Genomic DNA, 18,285 nt, shown 5'->3' on the forward strand with positions numbered 1-18,285 from the left:
ATTCTTATAGATATAAAATAAATAAATAGTTGATAATAGGTTATTAATTTAAACCTATAATTGTGATTTTTATGCCTTTACTCGATTGGGTTAATCGTAACCAAGCCGAAGAAACAGCAAGCCAAGTTCCATTCCATCTTTTAAAATTCCAGAAATCATTTGGTGATACCGATACAGCCAAAGAAAACCTTATTATTCAGGGTGATAATCTACAAATCTTAAAATCTTTACTACCTTTATATGGCGGTAAGGTTAAATGTGTTTTTATTGATCCACCGTATAACAGTCAATCAGCTTTTGAGCACTATGATGATAAATTAGAACACGCTCAATGGCTTACAATGATGTATCCACGTTTGCAATTACTAAAGGAGCTTTTAACTGAAGATGGTTCTATTTGGATTACTCTTGATGATAACGAATCACATTATTTAAAGGTCATGTGTGACGAAATCTTTGGAAGAAAAAACTTTGTAGCAAACATCGTATGGCAAAAAAGATATTCGAGAGAAAACCGTGAAGCTATTGGAGATGCTCACGACCACTTGCTTGTATATGCTAAAAACTCAATGGAGTTTAAAAAAGTTCGTAATCTAGTTCCTATGAATGAAACGCAAGCAAAAGTATATAAAAACCCAAATAATGATCCTAAAGGCAGATGGCGTGGTATTCCTATGACAGCGCAAGCTGGACATGCTACACCAGAGCAATTTTATGAAATTGTGAGCCCATCAGGTAAATCTTTCAGACCTCCAGAGGGAAGGTGTTGGGGTGTTTCAAGAGCAACATATGATAGATTGTTAGAAGAAGGGCGAATATATTTTGGTAAAAATGGTGATTCACAACCTAATATTATTAGATACTTATCTGAAGTTAAAGGTGTAGTGCCTTGGACTTGGTGGAACCATGAAGATCATGGACATACCGATGAGGCAAAAAAAGAAAGTCAACTTTTGTATGGAAAAGATGAAACATTCTCTAGCCCAAAACCTGAAAGATTGATGGAAAAAATACTCTATATTGCGACAAATAAAGGGGATATGGTTCTTGATTCATTTTTAGGTTCAGCGACTACCGCCGCTGTAGCTCACAAAATGGAAAGACACTACATTGGTATCGAAATGGGTGATCATGCTCAAACTCACGTTATCCCGCGTTTAGAAAAAGTCATTGAAGGTGAGCAAGGTGGCATATCTAAATCCGTGGAGTGGCAAGGTGGTGGAGGTTTTAGTTTTTATAAACTAGGCAACGCCGTTTTTGATGATCAGGGATTTTTAAATTCTGATGTTAAGTTTATGGACCTAGCTAGTTATATTTGGTGGCTCGAAACTAAATCAGCATTCAATAGTGCTGTAAGCCTTGAGAGTCCATTCTTAGGTGTTCATGACGGCGTATCTTATTTCTTACTATATAACGGCATTTTAGGTGATAGACGGCCTAATAGTGGGAATGTACTCACACATTCTATATTAAACTTCCTCAATGATTGCCATACCAGTGAAGGTAAGCGTGTGATTATTGGTGAAGCATCACGACTAGGTAAAACCAAATTAGATGAATTAAATATTGAGTTTAAACAGATTCCATATTCGTTATATGGCAATTAATACGTAAGGTTCCTCATGACTTTTCAATTAAAAAACTATCAAAGCCAGTCTTTACAATCTTTAGAGAACTACCTAACTTTAGCTGCCTCATTAGGTGCTGAAAAAGCTTTTAATAAGTGTGTCGGTGAAGACATTAAATATAATGATCGCTTAGATGGAATTCCTAGTGTATGTCTACGCGTACCAACTGGAGGGGGTAAAACCGTACTTGCTTCACATAGTATTGCGATTGCTGCGCGTAACTACGTAAATACAGATTCTCCAATTGTACTATGGCTTGTACCAACAGATATGATTCGCCAACAAACACTTTTGGCGTTATCTGATGCTACACATCCATATAGAAAAGCATTACAAGGGTATTACGGCGATCGCATCAAAGTATGTGACATTGAAAGTCTACAAACTTTGAACAAGCATGATGTGAATCAATCATGCATTGTGATTGTGACAACGATTCAAGCGTTCAATATCGACAAGGAAAAGACTTATCAACGCAATGCTTATGCATTTGATGAATCATTAAGTGAACATTTTACGAGCCTTACTGACTTCCAAACTGAAGGCATGGATCGAGTATCAGAAGATACTTTGAAATATCAAACATTTCTAACGCAACGTGATATAGGCCGTGTAAAGCATTCCTTGGTTAACTTTTTTCATTTACATAGACCGATCATCATTGTCGATGAAGCTCATAAGAACCGGGGTGGTAAAACGTTTTTTACTACATTAAAAACGTTGAATCCAAGTTGTTTGATTGAGCTTACAGCTACTCCAAAAGACAATAATGTGCTTTATTCAGTATCGGCAGCAGAATTAAAATCAGAAGAGATGATTAAACTTCCTGTAGTTCTGACTGAACATACTGGTAGTTGGCAAGATTGTATTCGCGATGCGCTAATACAACGCCAGAAACTAGAAGTACTGGCACAAAATGAAAGGGAATATATCCGACCAATATTGCTAATACAAGCTCAGGATAAAAATGGTGATGCTAATGTAAATGTTGTTAAAGAACATTTATTAAGTGAATATGAAAATATTACTAACGACTGGATTGCTATTTCTACTGGTGGTACCAAAGAGCTTGAAGATGAAAATCTATTTAGCCCTAAAAGCAAAGTCAAGATTGTAATCACTGTAGAGGCATTAAAGGAAGGTTGGGATTGTTCTTTTGCATACGTGTTAGCAAGTTTGCAAAACATAAATTCTGCAACTGATGTTGAGCAATTATTAGGCCGTGTTTTACGGATGCCATACGCTAAACTGCGTCAAAATGACGAGTTAAATAAAGCGTATGCTCATGTCATTTCGAGTTCTATTGCACAAGCTACGATGTTACTTAAAGATCGCATGATTCAAAATATGGGGTTTGAGAAGTGGGAGGCTGATGCAACAATTGTCGCTAAACCTCAGTACAATCTTGGGCTTGGAGGCGATGGTACAGCAACGAAACAAAAGATCCCTGAAACTATGATCTCTGTCCCGTTTGAAGTAAAGCCAGAAACCCTATCCGAAGAACTTAAGCAAGCAATTCAGACAAGAGAAAATAGCCAAGGTACCTCTTTGATTATCAATAAAGGTACGACTAATGAAACTTTTGATAAGATTGAAAAGGCCGTAATTGATCAGACTCCGCCTAAACAACTTGAAAAGGTTCAGGAAGTCTTTAATGAAGCTCGTGCTGAACGCCAGGCATATCAAGCACCTGAAAACTGGAATGCTTCTTTCGCATCAATTCCACAACTAGGTTTGTTCGTGGATGGTATGTGGCAAATTGCAGATAAGGAAACAATAGAAGACTCTATAGAATGGAATCTATTAGATTTCCCTATACAACTTGAAGGTTTTTCTATCAAAGAAACCGTCAATAGTTTTGAGATTGATCTTAATATAGATGAACAAAAACTCAATTATGCGTTACTTCAGAATCAACAAGCTCAATTTTCTAATATGCCGACTCTGGTTACTGAAACCGATCTTATTAATTGGCTTGATCGCAAAGTAAGTAGACAAGGGGTAACGCAAGTTCAGCTAAGAGCATATTTAACAAAACTGTTAAGTTATTTGCTTCACGTAAAAAACTTTACTCTTACACAATTACATCGTGCTCAGTTCCAACTATCCCTAGCCATCACAAAAGAATTGGATCGGTTATTTGAGTTGGCGCGTCAACAGGCTTTCCAAGGCGATTTGTTTAGTCAATTCCAAGTGGCCAATCAGCCTCAACCTGAAAATACATTTAAGTTTGAACCAGGCAAGTATCCTGTAAAGAAACCTTATCGTGGTGGATGCAAGTTTGAAAAACACTTCTATGCTCAAATTGACGACCTAAGAGAAAAAACTGAAGGTGGTAGCCTTTCGGAAGAGTTTCGATGTGCACAACTACTTGAATGGCACTCTCGAGTAAAATATTGGGTCCGAAATATACCGAAACAGCCACAAACATCATTTTGGTTGCCTACTGGTAAGGACTATTTTTATCCAGACTTTGTTGCTGAGTTGGATGATGGATCTATATTCGTTCTTGAGTATAAAGGTAGTCACTTAGATAGTGCCGATGATGCGAGAGTTAAAGATGCTATTGGTAGACAGTGGGCTAAAGATAGCCAGGGTAAGCGTATTTTTCTTATGGCGACAAAACTAGATAAAAACGGACGTAGTTTGGAAGATCAAATTAACCATGCTTTAGCAAAATAGATATATACCCACTAAAAAAGCCCCGATATTCGGGGCTTTTTCATATCTGCTTTTACATATCGAACGACTGTCCACGTTCGTTAGTTTTGTTTAAATTTTGCGGTTCTATACCATACAGCTTTAGACCATCACCTAGAACGAGATCATCTACACGCTTTTCAAAACGAGTAAAGAAATCGTTCAGTCTTTGGAAGACTGGTGGTTCATCTAACAGTTTGGCCATGTTGTTTAATGTTTTACTTAGACCGTTCACAAGATTGAACTTTTGTTGACGGTCCAAAGACAAGCTGTTCGATGTATCTAAAAGGGTGGTGAGGCTTTCTTGAACCTTTAGATAGTTTTGATCATTGGTCACATTACTGACAATCAAATGCACTACTTTGTTTTTGATCTTCAATGTATCCAGATTCAATTGATCAAATGCAATGGTCCTATCAGTAAGATTTTCTCTAAATGTTTTGAGATTCTGCCACTCTGGATGTGCAGCCTCTAAATCAGATAAAACTTTCATGATTGACGCACGGTATTCGCTATCAGACGCACTAATCACAAAAAGTTCAGGATACGACCGCTTCTTAGAAACTTCTTCCTGAGCTTTATTGAGCTTATCTTCAGCGACAGCAATTGAACCCTCAACATCGGCATTACTAATACCAGCTTCATGAATTAACTTTCTAGCTTTATACATTTCTGCTGAATGAAGCCAAAAAGCGGTAAAGATAGCTGACTTAGCGTAGCTTTGATGATCGATACCTTGCTGAAGATTTTGTTCGGGAATGGTCGAACGATCCACACTCTGCAATTTAACTGTATCTTTGTTGATGTCCTTGGATACATCAATATGTACTTTGGTATTTTGCATGCTATCCATACTTGGGTTTGTGCTACTGGTTGGTTCTTTGGCACCCATTTTCTCGAATTCAATATCACCGGCTTTAATCTTTTGATGGCCATCTGCAGTAGCGACAACTTTCAAAACATCATTTTGAACTTTGGTGACATCAATTTCAGAAAGGATCTCCATATAAGACTTAATGCCCTCAAGAGTCATGACGGGCGTAGATACGGGTGCCGTAGCGGTTGGAGTTGGTTTATCATCAAATGCTTTATCAAATGACGGCGGTTGGTACTTTGGTTTTGCATAGGATTTCGTGCTACCTGTACCAGCTGGTCCATCATAGTTAGCTTTTGATAGATCTTGTTTACGCTTTTCAATATTTGCGTTGTAATTTTCAATATTTGCTTGGTTTTTAGCACGGATGTTCTGCAATTCCAGATATTTTTCATCTGATTGTGCAATCACAATGCCGTAATTCGGTTGGTATTCTTTATTAGGGAACTTGGTTGCATAAGCTTCGCGTTGACGGTTGTAGCGGTTAATTGCATACGCAACTTCAGGGATCTTGTTGTCTATACGTTTGACGGCGTTATTCAGTTCTTTTGCCAACTCTGCAGCTAAACGTTCAACACCTAAATATTGACGAGCATCATCCCAATCAGAAACAGATAATTTATTTTGGAAAACCGGGGGTAGGGTGATACGTGTATTTTCATGTTTGCTCACATCACCTAACACACCACTTAATGAAAAGTTGTGACAAGCTTCTTGTAAGCCAGGATTCAAACCAGACTCAAGCGTTTGGCCAGCATCGTTATCATAACCAACAAATATATTGGCTTCAGGATTGATACTGCGGATAAGCTCAGCAACACATGAGATATTGGATTTACTGTATGACGCTAAAACTTGTGTGTTTTCTGCAGTAAAACCCTCACCCAATAAACCAAGCTCTAAACCAGCATCCAACGCCTTACGTGCGCTGATCGCTGTTGCCCAACCCTCCTTGATCAAATAGTTCTTTGCATTCGGGTTAAAGACTTCATAGCCAACATCAGGATTTTTGCTAACAGGCAAGAATGCATCTTTCGTTTTGGCTTTATCAAAAAAGTACTTACCCTTATGCAGTACTTCTTCAAGCTTGTTGGTTTCTTTGTTGCGCTTTTTTTGGCGATGGTGGGTGATACGCTGTAAATTGACGACTTTGTTATTGGTGTCAATTAACGGTGCAAGAATGACAGCTCTGCTTTTACGTAAATCAAAGCCTTTTTTCTTTTCGCCCTCAAGCTCAGGTTCAAAGTTGATGAAATGCTTTTGATACGCTAATACATTCTCTACTGTTTCAACGAGAAGCTGTTGATTGGTAGCTGATTCAGGAAGTTCACGCTTTACTGCTTCAATGGCTTCATCACGGGTAAAGTTATCTTTACGCATGATTTTAGCGCCGTATGGCTCTAGGTTCTTTTCAACCATATACGGCATTTGTCGAATGTCGCGTTTAAAGGTCTGAAGGCTTCCAGTTTTATTATTAAAAAATGAATCGTCAATAATTTTACCAGCACGTTGCCACTCAATACGGATAGCGATTTGTGCAGCTAAGAGCTCTTTTTCTTGTTGAAGTAGATGCTTCTTTTGAGCTTCTTCAAACTCACGTACACGGCGATCAACATCTTCTTTGCTTGGTGGTTTGTAGTTAGGGTTTGAATCTCGTTGAGGCTTGATTACGTTCTTATAGTGGTCAGCAAAAGCAATTGAGATTTCAATGTCAGTTACACCAAAGCGGTGTCCTTTGAGTACTGGCCAGTATTCACCAGTATCACGGTTCATGTTTGGATAGATCCAATACATCCCTCGTGGTTTGACATTGTTGCTACTTGATTTACTAGGGTTATCTGATTCGGTGAGGCAAGGCACTTTTTCATCAAATACGGTCACGAATTGATATTTACCAGATGACTTGAATACGAATCCGTAGTTTCGCTCCAGTTCTTCTTGGAAAAACTGAAACATCGTATTTAAATCACAATTATGTCGGGCGCTCGGTACTTTCTCAGCCATAACAATTCCAATTTCTAATATATATTTAGGTGCAATGTGCTACCCAGGTTGCATAGGACTATTAATCATATGCTTAAGAAAATTTATACTTTTAGTATATACCGATTCTAAAAACATTTCTGTTTAATCTTTAATATAAGCTATGTCTAATAAAGGTTTAAAGAAAAATTAAAAGTTTTAATTTATTATTTTAATAAAAAAGATTTAAGCCCTCAATGTTATAATTTACAGACAATAAATAGGTTATGAGTGACCACTTATTTAGGGTTAAATTACTTTTATTAATTTGAGGTTTATATGTCAAAACAGTTTTTTTCGGGTTCTGTTGTAATCAATGGCAACGCCAATGTATACAGTTCAGGTTCAAACCATCAAATCGTTGGAAGTGGAAAACGAGTGACTAAGCAAGTACCTGTAAGCCCATTTAACGAAATCTGTATGAAAGGTCCAATGAGTCTGAAGTTTTTTGCTTCAAGTGATTCTAAAATGGAAATTACTGCAGACGATAATATTGTGGATCTTATTAGTGCTACTTTTCAGGGTGGTGTATTGGTTTTAGCTATTCAGGACAATGTGAGTTTTAGTACTCGTTCACCGTTAGAAGTATCGATCACTTACCCAACTTTAAAAGCTATTGATTTAAAAGGTTCAGGCAATATCCAGATCTTAAATCTAAATGAAGATAAATTTACCGCAAGTATTAGTGGATCTGGAAATATGGATTTAGACGGTACCATTGAACACTGTGTCTTATCTTTGAAAGGATCAGGCAATTTTGATGCGTTACCACTGAAAAGCACCAATTTAGAAGTGGCGCTATCTGGTTCAGGCAATATCTTTTGTACAGCTATCAATTCAGCTCAAGTACTGCTTTCAGGCTCAGGCAACGTTAAAGTTTATGGAAACCCAATCCATAAGACACAAAACCGAACTGGTTCAGGACAAATTAGTTTTAAATAGGTCGATAAACCTAGTTGTAAGACACTAAACCGAACTAGATCAGGAAACATTTGTCTTAAGTAGATCGATAAACCTAGTTCAATGAAAGTTTAGAGAAAAATAAACCCCAAAAGTTTGCTACCTTTGGGGGTCTATGTTTGACATTCAAATTATCGAAATAAAAATATTATTAATGAAGTTTTCGGACCATTCAGGATCGTTCGATTTACTCAAAATATCTTTGAGCCAAACCTTTAATGTTTCAATTGGATAATCTGCATTTTTGTATAAGTTAATCACGGTGATAATCTGTTGATTCAGTGCTGTTGTTGAATCATTACGTGCGATCATTTCTACAAGTTTTGTGTAGGCCTGAAGGAGTTCTGGTTCTTCAGCTCCAGTGACTTTACGGGGTTGCTTGCTAATCTGGCCAAGAATCTCAATAAATTGTTCTTTGACCAGCTCAATCGGGTGGATCTGACTAAATCCCTGTTGAGTCAGTAAGGCGTATGCGCGTAAAACCAAGCTAAACCAATTCTTTTTGGTCATGCTATCAGGATAGAGGCCTATATCATCCAACTGTTGTTTGATGCCAAAGAATAGGGCACTGATAGAGTAGTTCGGGTTAACCGTGCTTTGAATTGCAGTCGTCCACACGGCATTTTGCATTTTATGACGTATAACATCACGCGTGTAATCAACGCCGTATAAACATTTAAAATCGTTCCAGTCACTTAGATCTAGCTGTTCTTCAGTAAATTCAGGTCCAATCATGGCTGCGTTTACAGCTCGGCATGCTTCTGTTGCGTAATAGATACCGGGATTGCGCTTTATTTTGCTTTCTAATGCTGTTTTATGGTCATTATCATTGAAAATATAGAAGCGTGAAAACGGGAATTCGGCACGGAAATCACGTACTACATTCATGATGTTGCCAGCCACGTACACGACAATGACTGGAATAGAGTATTGAATTGATTCTGCAATTGCTTCACCAGTGGCGTAGCCCTCACAAAAGATTATCCGATCTTGGTTCCATGCATCCAATGGATCTTTATATAAGATTTTGAAAGCGCCGTTTGCAAGTACACCACGTAATGTAAACTTATCTTCACCACGCTTGTTTTTGTGTTCAGCGATGGTCTGAAGGAAAATGATTTGATTTTTGAGGTTTTGCCCCTCAACTAAAAGCTTGTTCTGGCGTAGCGACTGTTGATCTAGATCTGGTTGCAGATCAATAATACGGTTCAGAATAATGGTGTTGTTCTTGTGTTGAGGGTAGTACTGGCTGACATAATCAATCAGCTCATTTTTAGTGAAGTTGCTTGGATTGTACAATCTAGCATGACTGAAGCTAATCTGCTTTTTCACATTGTAGTTGTGTGGACGGTTTGACAAGGGTAGGCTTCTGGCCCATTCAAAACCCATATAGATTTGAGCCAATATCTCTTGGTCTTTTTTGTTCTTCTCAGCACTTTTGCATGAGTTTAAGAAGCGTTTAAGATCTTCTTCTTGCTGTTCCTTGGTATATACGGTGTCACCAGGTTGCAGATCCATTTCTTGAATGTATTCATACAAGCTGTAAGTGAAGTTTGCACCGCCAGCATGAAACCAACCATAAGACATACGTGCGTTATCTAGATCTACAAGATACCAGGCCGTTTTTTTCTTATTTTTTGTGGCGTCATTGTGGTGATTGGTTCTGAGGTAAATACGTTTAGAGCTTCGTTCAAGCTGAAAGTCACTCTCACGATCAAATACAATGCCCTCATTTTCAAGATGCGATCTAAATATTTTAGATAGCGTACCAATATCGATACCATACTTGATCATGAGGGGGTTCATAAATAAAGAAACTCACTTATAAATATTTTATAACCAGCGGTTGAGCAACGACATATTTTGATGGGTTGTTAGTTTGCAACGTGATTTCATGAGCGTAATGCCATGCCTTAGTGATACGGTTTAGGATGACACTTTCAAGGTCGTCTTCTAAGAATTCGTAAAGATTAAATCGCACGTTGTTTAAGATCAGTTTTTTATAACCTTTCACAAGGGTATTTAAAAAATTCTGGGATTGGTCCATAAAGGCGTTAACGTCAGCATCATAACTTATTGTGTTATTCACGACTGCATTATAAAAGTACTGCTCAGAATCAATTTTAATAATATGCATCTGCTCTAAGAATGACTCTAAATAAGCTGGATGCATATTTTTACTTAAAAACTTACAGATCCGCTTATTCTTGTTGTCGTTAAAATAGATGTATTTAGAGGTTAGCTCAGCATTAATCACTGTGACATATTCGCCGTCCACACGAAACTTCACGGTATTATTGTTGGTGAACTGCAGCATTAATTCTGTGAAGATATAGCTATCTAACGTTTTTTCATGCTTAAACGTCTGCTTGTCCAAGAAATAACTGTTGTACTGAAGATCTGCAACATTGGCATAGCTTTGAACGAATTGAGCTATGTCATTGTGCATGTTTTGGGTGTCGAGATCCGATACTTCAGTTGAAACCGATTGAAAGGCACTATTTTTATAAAGATGCCCTAATAATTCTGTTTGATTGTAGTTTTTAGGTTTAACTTTCAAGCCAACAGTAAACTCGTCTTGCTCATAATTCCCTTTAATTAGATTGCTTAAATAACTTTCAGCTTCTTGAAAAGATACGTTTCCAAGGTTGTCTAAAAATGATTTTAAGGAAGTGCCATCTAATCGTACTGCAACATGAGATATAAATGATGGATCGAACTCGAAACGCATAATACTTCATTGATTGAAATGGGTATTAAAATTATATAACAGGTTTAAGGAAAAAAGAATGAAAACCTTTAAGTATTATTACCATAAAAGTAATTTTGAATTGATTTAATAAGTTTAGTTTCGGTTTCTTGAGTATATAAACTACCTGAAATTAGTTTTAAGCCAGTATCAGTTTTAAGCCAATGTAGTGTATTAAAATGGTCATTAGCGATATGGCTACTCTTGTGCATGCGCGACACAAAACCAGTGTTCAGACCAGTATCAAACAGGCGTGGACAACTTGGTGCGTGGACATGATAGAGGACTTCACGGCGTTGATTGCTAGAGGGTGATTTACCTACGCCACGGCGTACTGGCATACCTTTGTGCTTTCTATAACTATTGAGAAATGAATCAATCGTATCGTTATACGTGGGTTGCATCAGGTAGCCACGGTGATTGTAGATGTCAGTTTTAGGATGAATAGAAAAATTAAATAAGCTAAGCATTTTACCAAGTAAGATTAATAGCTCAGGACTACCTTTAAGGTTGGTACCAATCAAACTATCTTTAATGGTTTTAATAGTATCCGTGCGATACTCTAAAACCACATAGTCTCCCCAATTAGAGGTTAAGCTTAAAGGATCTTCATCAGATATGTTGGCTTCAGTATCTTCATAGCAAAACACGATGATCAGTACTTTAACGTTGTTTCCGTTAAACAAAACTTCGTTTTGATGCGCGAAAAAACCATATAAAGGTTTGTCGTTGTGTCCTAGACCTGGTGTATGAATAAAGTTGGTCCACTGAAAGTAGTAATTCAGCAAATGACCATCGACATAGCGACCGTTTTCATCATTCAATAGGGTGCGATATACATCATTTTCAAGCTTTAGCACGGGTTGGCTGTACCGCCAAGCGCTCAACGCTGCAGTCGTAAATGCAAAGTCATAAAAGTTAAACTCAGGGTTCATATTTTTATAGAACAATGCATAAGGCTGTAACACACTTTCCCATACCTGTAATGGGATAAAGATGTTGGAACCCCACTTAGGAATCTCCGCAAAATAACCAGTGCCATAGGTATGATTTACGTTATCCCAAAACAGGCGTTCTAGCTGTTTATAGTCTGGAATGTCTTCGCTTTTAACCAATGATGCTGTACATAATGCTAACTTTTTCTCCAGTGCCAATAATTGACTGACAGGAGGGTATAAGCGACCAGCTTTTTGCGTAAAAACTTCCGCATTCAACTTTGATATAACATCAGCAAAGATTGAATCTTTCACTATACTGGTCTTCCATAAAAGGTGTGTGAGGGTGGCTAATTAGTATAAGGCATTCTAACAAGTTGTATGTATTCTATAAGGCGTAAAACTCTAAAAAGTTGATAATATATATCAGTTTTTAAAGCATTCACATTTCATACATAATTCTAACCTTGCTCAAATATAACATCATATTGTTTGCGATTTCTAAACAACAGTTTAACTAATCTGCAATATATCAGGGTAGAGCTGAGTATAGGGCTTAATCATTACTTTTGTTCAGCATGAGATAATAGTTTGTGGAATTTCCGTGAATATGATTAAAAAAGCTTTAAAACTTATTAGAGATCGGTTATATTACGAATCAAGGGATATTACCCTATTTAATAAACTATTAGACTGAGATTGTTCTAATAGTTTTTTTTTGCCCTTTTTTTGACATTTCCTGTTTTTTCTTCTATAGCTTCTGCTATATTTCTCCATATTTTACTCTATTTTTCGTTATTTTGATTAATTTTTAATCAATGTTAAAAGCTTAAATAATCAGCAACTTAGCCATTTATACCCACTACTATCCACAAAAACCTGTGCATAAAAAAACCAAATATTAAATCCCAAAATGGAATTTCTTCAATTTTAAGCTATAATTATGCTCATAGTTTTAATCATTGTAGTGGACTTAGTTATGAGCCATGTAGACCAAATAGAAACGATTAAAATTACTAACCGCGAAATCGGAATATTGCCTAACAATGTGCCAGTAGTAGATCAGTTTTTGAATAACTACCGCACACATAAAGCATCAACGACTCATTCAGTGGCTAGTAATTCACCTTTAATGAACATTACCAATTCAATGCATGTGCATCGAGTAGAAGATTCCCCCTATACTCAACCTATTCGTAAACTTCATTAGAAATAAAAAAAGCAGCGATTTCGCTGCTTTTTTATTGCCTATTGCATTTCTTTAGTGCTGATCCATATAGCTTTGAGTGAGCTTCTTACGCTCGTAATTCTCTTTGAGCTGTATGCCAATACCAATAATTATTATAGGTAAAATGGCTAGGGCAAAAAGAATGCAGATCGAATCAAAAATTGGCCTGGGCATATGAGCGCATTATTGCGGATTCGCATTGGTTAATTCCTCCAGTGTTGGTGGTTTTGTGGCGACTGGTTCATTTGCTGGTGCTTCAGGTGACACTTCTGGTACTTCAGGTGATACTTCTGGTGTTGAATTTGGTTCTTGTTGTGGATCTAACTTGTCTTCATAAGACTCTTGTGGAAGGCTATTGCTTGCAACAAAGTTATCTAGAATATCCTGAGCCTTATATGCCTTATTGCATTCGTCATTTGAGGCGTACATTTCTTTTTGTACGCTATCGTCTAAATACTTTTCTCGGCCATCACTAACATCATCGCTGTAATAACCAGCTTTCTTAGCAGAATCTATATAAATGGAATAACAAATATTTAAAACATTACTACGCTCGTAATCATGTTTGTAATACCAGTCAATACTACGTTCCTTTGCATCAGTTTTCGTATCTTCAAGGTATTGATCTAAGCGTTTCTCTTGTGGCGTAGACGAACACCCGATGATTAACAATGAGGTGCTTAAAACTATAAGTTTTTTAATCATGGTTTTAGCTTAAAACAAACGATACCTTTATAGTACAACATTAATTCGTTAAATAATATTTTTGGAATTTTAATTTGTGACGGTTAAACAGTGCATTTTCAAACAATTAAGCCATTTTTTCCCATAATTTTAGATAAATATTGTTGTCTTTTTTCGCGTAGATTATTGAAAACAGGAAGTAATTTAACCACTTGAAATGTTCATCCAACTAAAGATTAAGAAATAAGCCCTTAAAAGTGTTTGTTTATCAACCCTTAAACCTATTTAAACATTTTAAAATTGTATATACTTAAACCATTACTAGATTAACTTCAGTAATTATTACTAAAGAAAGTTAAAAATTGGATGAATTTTAATGAGTAGTTTGTTCATAGTAGAGTCACCCGGAAAGGTCGAAAAAATTCAACATATCTTGGATGACCTGTATCCGCACGAATTCGTTGTACGCGCTTCAGTTGGCCATGTATGTGATTTACCTAATCATGAGATCGGTTTCTCATATCCAGCCTTTGTTCCTAAATACGAAATATCTCAAAATAAAACACGCGTTGTTCAAGAATTAAGACAGGCTGCTAAAAATGCAGATACGGTTTTCCTCGCAACTGACTTGGACCGTGAAGGTGAAGCCATTGCATATCACTTAAAACGTATCCTGAACTTATCTGACGATCAGTATATTCGCGTCAAATATAACGCTATTGATAAAACTACGATCGCTAATGCACTTCAAAATGGTGAAGAGCTGGATCAAGGTATGGTGGCATCTCAAGAAACACGCCGTTTCCTTGACCGTATGATCGGTTTTTACTTGTATGAGCCAATTTCAAATATTTTAAAAGGCAAATTTCCTGTTGGCCGTGTTCAATCTGCCGTACTCGTTGTGCTTGGTGATTTAGAAGATCTACTGAAAAACTTCAAATCACATGAACATTACAACCTTGAAGTAACTCTAAAACAAGGTTGGGCTGCGAAATGGGATTTTTCTAAGTGGCTTAATCCTGAAATGAAGGATGTGCACAATAACCAGTGGTTAGATAAAGCTTCAATTACCCGTCTACAAAGCGAAATTGATAAAAAAGACTTAACCATTACCAGTGTTGAAACTAAGCCATCTTTCCGTAGTGCTCCAGCGCCGTTTATTACTGTTGATCTGCAAGCTGCAGCTGCAGCGCGTCTTGGTTTGGATCTAAAACAAACTATGGATGCAGCGCAAAAGTTATATGAAGGTGGTTATATCACTTACCATCGTACTGATGCTGCCGTAATTTCGCCTGAGGGCATGCAAGCTCTAGAAGCTTTTGGTGAGAGAGAGGGCATTGCGATTATCGGCAATAAAGCCAAATCTCGCGATGGTGCTCAAGAAGCACATGAATGTATTCGTCCTAGTGACTTCTTTACCTTTGAAGCTGGTGAGGACAAAGTTCAAAAGGATCTATACCGTCTAATCTGGTTGCGTACTGTTGCATCGCAAATGGCTCCAGCTGAATACGAAGTTAAATCCGTTGTAGGTGTCTATAAAGATGTCACGCTCAATGTAGATGGTGAAAGCATTACTAAAGATGCTGAATTCAAAGCTTCTAGCCGTATCTTAAAGGAAGATGGTTGGTTGGGTTTATTAAAGACCTACAGTATTGATGAAAATGCACTTGAATACGTGGACGGTGAAGAAGATTCAGAAAAAGAACCTGAACATACGCTACCTATGGATATTGAGGTCGGTCAAAACCACAATGTTATTGCTGGTAAAGTTATCGCGACCAAAACCAAACCACGTTCACGCTACACCGTACCATCATTGGTCAAATTACTTGAGAAAAAAGGAATTGGTCGTCCTAGTACTTATCAATCAATCTTTGAACGTTTAATCAAGCACGGCTATATCAAGCTTGTTAAAAAGAAAATTGAAGTTACACCGCATGGATTGACCTTGATTCAAAACATTAGAGGTAAGTTTAGTTTTGCAGATCCGCTTTACACCAAAGAAATTGAAGAAACACTGGATCTAATCGCTACTGGTGATGCCGATTACAAACAAGAACTCCAAAAGTTCCATTTAGGGATTGAAAGTGAATTAGGACAGTTCTCAAAACATTGGCTTGATTCATTCCCTATCTACAAATGTAATAACTGTGATGACGGACGCATGTTGCCGAAAATCGGTACCAATCGCGACAAAACAACATCGGTCTACTGGTCATGTAATTCATGCAAAAGTTCAGCGCCAAACAGAAATGTTGATGGTAAAGATGAACCGGGTAAGCCAACTGTACGTGAGCCAACTACTCATTTATGTTTATGTGGCAAAACACTGACTCAGGTTACAACTGATAAATCTGTATTTTTTGAGTGCTCTCAACGTGCGTTCGTAGATGGCACCTGTAAAGAAACATACCGTTCTACAAATGACGAAAGCGGTAACTTGGTTCCTGATTTTGACGAATATCGCCGTAACCATACATACAAATGTCAGCTTGAAGGGTGTGGCGGTTGGTTGCGTGAGTTAAAAGGTATTTCAACTTCTTCAGGTAAGCCGTATCACTTCTTTTCTTGTGAAAAATCCAATCCAAACCTGAAAGGCAAAAAATGTAAGTCGGGTCCATTAGAGGTGTTCCCTGATGGTAGTCCTAACTACGAGCCAAGATTCCAAGTGACCAAAACAGAGTATCCATGTATCTGTAAAAAGCCTCTTATACATACCAAGTACCGCAAAGAACCTGGTGTTTACGAAGAGCGATACAGTTGTGAAGCTGCATCATGTAAACGTTATTTCGACATATTGCCAGATGGATCACCAGATACCCAACTTACAAAATCTCGCACTGGCAACGAAGCCAAGTGTTTTGAGTGTGGTCAGACCATGATTCAGTCTGCATTTAATTTACGTGGTGAACGTAAGTTTAAATGGGATTGCTTTAGCTGTGGTGCAAGTGGATACGACAACAACGGTGAGCCAGTTCAACGTGGTAAAAAGAAAGCCAAGTCTAAATCGACCTCTACAAAAGCTAAATCAAGTAAATAATTGAATAGGTGAATAAATGAGTAATCACGAACCAGATGATATGGACAACATCGGGAAGGAAGCTGAAGAAGCGATCAAAATCCAACCCGATGATGAACATGTAAGTGAGCCTGAACAGCCAGCCAAGACAGCAAAGAAGGGCAAAAAAGTAAACATTGATGAAAACTTTGTTGCTAAGCATAAAAAGCTAATCTTGATTGGCGGTGTTGTTCTTTTCTTTTTGTTATTTGCTGTGGTTATTTTTGGCAATCAAAACATCGAAGTTGAACGTCCACAACAAAGCGATGTTGAACTTGAAGCTCGACTGCAGAGTGAAGTTGCAAGACGAGTAAAAGAAGAAAGTATGAAATTGGCTGCTCAGCGCAATGAAATTATCGACCGTATTAGTCGTAACTTTGACTGTAACGCACCACAAGTATTCTGTCATGCACAAGATACGTCAGAACCGTATTCAACTGTCGTTTCTAGTTTGCAGAACTTCCAATTTAAGCCAGATACGCCGTATGAAGTTTACATTGAAGTCTACCCCTTGAAAGTGGATGCCCAAAACCCACAATCAAGTCAGCGTAAAGGAAGTGTTTGTAGCCCGAACAACGTGCACCTTTTCTTATGCCAAAAAATCGTAATGAAAAATCCTGCGCTTATGACCAATCAGATCCGCGAACTATATGCGCTGCTAACGCCGTCTATGACTTATCGCTTGCAGATCAGCAGTCGTCCAATTACGCCAAGTGACATCGATCTGACATTGATTTCTACCGAACTGGACAAAATGAATGCCGATTCTGCAACTGCTAGTGAACCTGAATTGGAGTGTGTACCGCCAGATCCTAAAAAAGATCCTGTTGCGTACAACTTATACGAAACAGGGGGCATGTCTTGTCAAGACATCATGAAGGACTTAGCTGCACGTAAGACAACTGCTCCAGCTGGTCAACCTGGTCAAGCTCAACAAAGTGGTGGTGAACAACCACAACATCCTGATGCATTTGGTACGCCAGTAGCAACACATTAAACATACTAATAAGAAACGGATTGATTTTGGTTAATCCGCTATTAATTGGCTTTTGGTTGAGAATACTAATTTAAGCATCTGTTTATCAAATAGATCTTAAAAAAATGAAACAATAAAATGCAGATTTATTCTGCATTTTTTAATTTTCACATTACAATAGTTTAAATTCGCAACTTTTAAGCAACCGGGTACGCTATGAACAACCCAATCAAAATTCAAGATCTGCAAGTGGCAGATTTGCCGTCCACGTTTAAGCTGAAGAAAAAACATAAAGAAGAAGTTTTTCTGAAGTTCAAAGAGTTGAATGAGGCACTATTCAAAGTAGGGTACATTCCAGTGACGTTCTCAGACTTTGTGCATGCACTTATAGAAACTGGCGTAAAGGGATTTTCTGTCGAAGAATATGTCAACGCTCAATTAAACTCTTAATTTTAGAACTCTAATTATTTT

Annotated in this window: 11 protein-coding genes; 6 read left to right on the forward strand and 5 right to left on the reverse strand. The window is 37.6% G+C overall.

The annotated features are described in order from the left end of the window. Nucleotides 1-71: 71 nt before the first annotated feature. Nucleotides 72-1,607 (forward strand): site-specific DNA-methyltransferase, encoded by a 1,536-nt coding sequence (locus ACTL4S_RS12335; protein WP_024160885.1) that lies wholly within the window; start codon nt 72-74, stop codon nt 1,605-1,607. 15 nt (nt 1,608-1,622) lie between these two features. Next, nucleotides 1,623-4,310 (forward strand): DEAD/DEAH box helicase, encoded by a 2,688-nt coding sequence (locus tag ACTL4S_RS12340; protein WP_024160886.1) that lies wholly within the window; start codon nt 1,623-1,625, stop codon nt 4,308-4,310. A 52-nt stretch (nt 4,311-4,362) separates the two neighbouring features. On the opposite strand, the gene ACTL4S_RS12345 is transcribed toward ACTL4S_RS12340, so the two are convergent. After that, nucleotides 4,363-7,206: a primase/helicase family protein gene (locus tag ACTL4S_RS12345; RefSeq protein ID WP_024160887.1), complete on the reverse strand. Its 2,844-nt coding sequence runs from the start codon at nt 7,204-7,206 to the stop codon at nt 4,363-4,365. Between the two features lie 297 nt (nt 7,207-7,503). On the opposite strand from ACTL4S_RS12345, the gene ACTL4S_RS12350 reads away from it, so the two are divergent. After that, nucleotides 7,504-8,166, forward strand: a complete 663-nt coding sequence (locus tag ACTL4S_RS12350; RefSeq protein ID WP_024160888.1) for a head GIN domain-containing protein — start codon at nt 7,504-7,506, stop codon at nt 8,164-8,166. Between the two features lie 144 nt (nt 8,167-8,310). On the opposite strand, the gene ACTL4S_RS12355 is transcribed toward ACTL4S_RS12350, so the two are convergent. From ACTL4S_RS12355 to ACTL4S_RS12370, 4 genes are all read right to left on the reverse strand, one after another. Next, complete coding sequence (locus ACTL4S_RS12355) at nt 8,311-9,978, reverse strand: primase/helicase family protein (protein ID WP_010591044.1); 1,668 nt, start codon at nt 9,976-9,978, stop codon at nt 8,311-8,313. A gap of 28 nt (nt 9,979-10,006) precedes the next feature. After that, the gene (locus ACTL4S_RS12360) at nt 10,007-10,915 is read right to left on the reverse strand and encodes a hypothetical protein (RefSeq protein WP_024160890.1); all 909 of its coding nucleotides are present in this window, start codon (nt 10,913-10,915) and stop codon (nt 10,007-10,009) included. 68 nt (nt 10,916-10,983) lie between these two features. Next, a complete protein-coding gene (locus ACTL4S_RS12365; RefSeq protein ID WP_171518606.1) occupies nt 10,984-12,147 on the reverse strand; it encodes an AcrVA2 family anti-CRISPR protein in 1,164 nt (387 codons plus the stop codon). Between the two features lie 1,132 nt (nt 12,148-13,279). Beyond that, the gene (locus ACTL4S_RS12370) at nt 13,280-13,801 is read right to left on the reverse strand and encodes a hypothetical protein (protein WP_005028478.1); all 522 of its coding nucleotides are present in this window, start codon (nt 13,799-13,801) and stop codon (nt 13,280-13,282) included. A 355-nt stretch (nt 13,802-14,156) separates the two neighbouring features. Here ACTL4S_RS12370 and ACTL4S_RS12375 point away from each other — a divergent pair, with 355 nt between their 5' ends. The 3 genes from ACTL4S_RS12375 (at nt 14,157) to ACTL4S_RS12385 (ending at nt 18,264) form a co-directional block, all read left to right on the forward strand. Next, nucleotides 14,157-16,820 (forward strand): type IA DNA topoisomerase, encoded by a 2,664-nt coding sequence (locus tag ACTL4S_RS12375; protein ID WP_024160892.1) that lies wholly within the window; start codon nt 14,157-14,159, stop codon nt 16,818-16,820. Nucleotides 16,821-16,836: 16 nt separating this feature from the next. Continuing rightward, nucleotides 16,837-17,835 carry a hypothetical protein gene (locus ACTL4S_RS12380; RefSeq protein ID WP_441299443.1) on the forward strand — a complete coding sequence of 333 codons (999 nt, stop codon included), beginning with the start codon at nt 16,837-16,839 and terminating at the stop codon, nt 17,833-17,835. 195 nt (nt 17,836-18,030) lie between these two features. Further along, the gene (locus tag ACTL4S_RS12385; RefSeq protein WP_005006205.1) at nt 18,031-18,264 is read left to right on the forward strand and encodes a hypothetical protein; all 234 of its coding nucleotides are present in this window, start codon (nt 18,031-18,033) and stop codon (nt 18,262-18,264) included. The last annotated feature ends 21 nt before the right edge of the window (nt 18,265-18,285 follow it).

The sequence above is a fragment of the Acinetobacter lwoffii genome (assembly GCF_052078135.1).
GTDB classification, from domain to species: Bacteria; Pseudomonadota; Gammaproteobacteria; order Pseudomonadales; family Moraxellaceae; genus Acinetobacter; species Acinetobacter lwoffii_Z.

Coding starts and splice junctions, on each gene's coding strand:
- ACTL4S_RS12335 (WP_024160885.1), top strand. CDS start 72: ATGCCTTTACTCGATTGGGTTAATCGTAACCAAGCCGAAGAAACAGCA.
- ACTL4S_RS12340 (WP_024160886.1), top strand. CDS start 1,623: ATGACTTTTCAATTAAAAAACTATCAAAGCCAGTCTTTACAATCTTTA.
- ACTL4S_RS12345 (WP_024160887.1), bottom strand. CDS start 7,206: ATGGCTGAGAAAGTACCGAGCGCCCGACATAATTGTGATTTAAATACG.
- ACTL4S_RS12350 (WP_024160888.1), top strand. CDS start 7,504: ATGTCAAAACAGTTTTTTTCGGGTTCTGTTGTAATCAATGGCAACGCC.
- ACTL4S_RS12355 (WP_010591044.1), bottom strand. CDS start 9,978: ATGATCAAGTATGGTATCGATATTGGTACGCTATCTAAAATATTTAGA.
- ACTL4S_RS12360 (WP_024160890.1), bottom strand. CDS start 10,915: ATGCGTTTCGAGTTCGATCCATCATTTATATCTCATGTTGCAGTACGA.
- ACTL4S_RS12370 (WP_005028478.1), bottom strand. CDS start 13,801: ATGATTAAAAAACTTATAGTTTTAAGCACCTCATTGTTAATCATCGGG.
- ACTL4S_RS12375 (WP_024160892.1), top strand. CDS start 14,157: ATGAGTAGTTTGTTCATAGTAGAGTCACCCGGAAAGGTCGAAAAAATT.
- ACTL4S_RS12380 (WP_441299443.1), top strand. CDS start 16,837: ATGAGTAATCACGAACCAGATGATATGGACAACATCGGGAAGGAAGCT.
- ACTL4S_RS12385 (WP_005006205.1), top strand. CDS start 18,031: ATGAACAACCCAATCAAAATTCAAGATCTGCAAGTGGCAGATTTGCCG.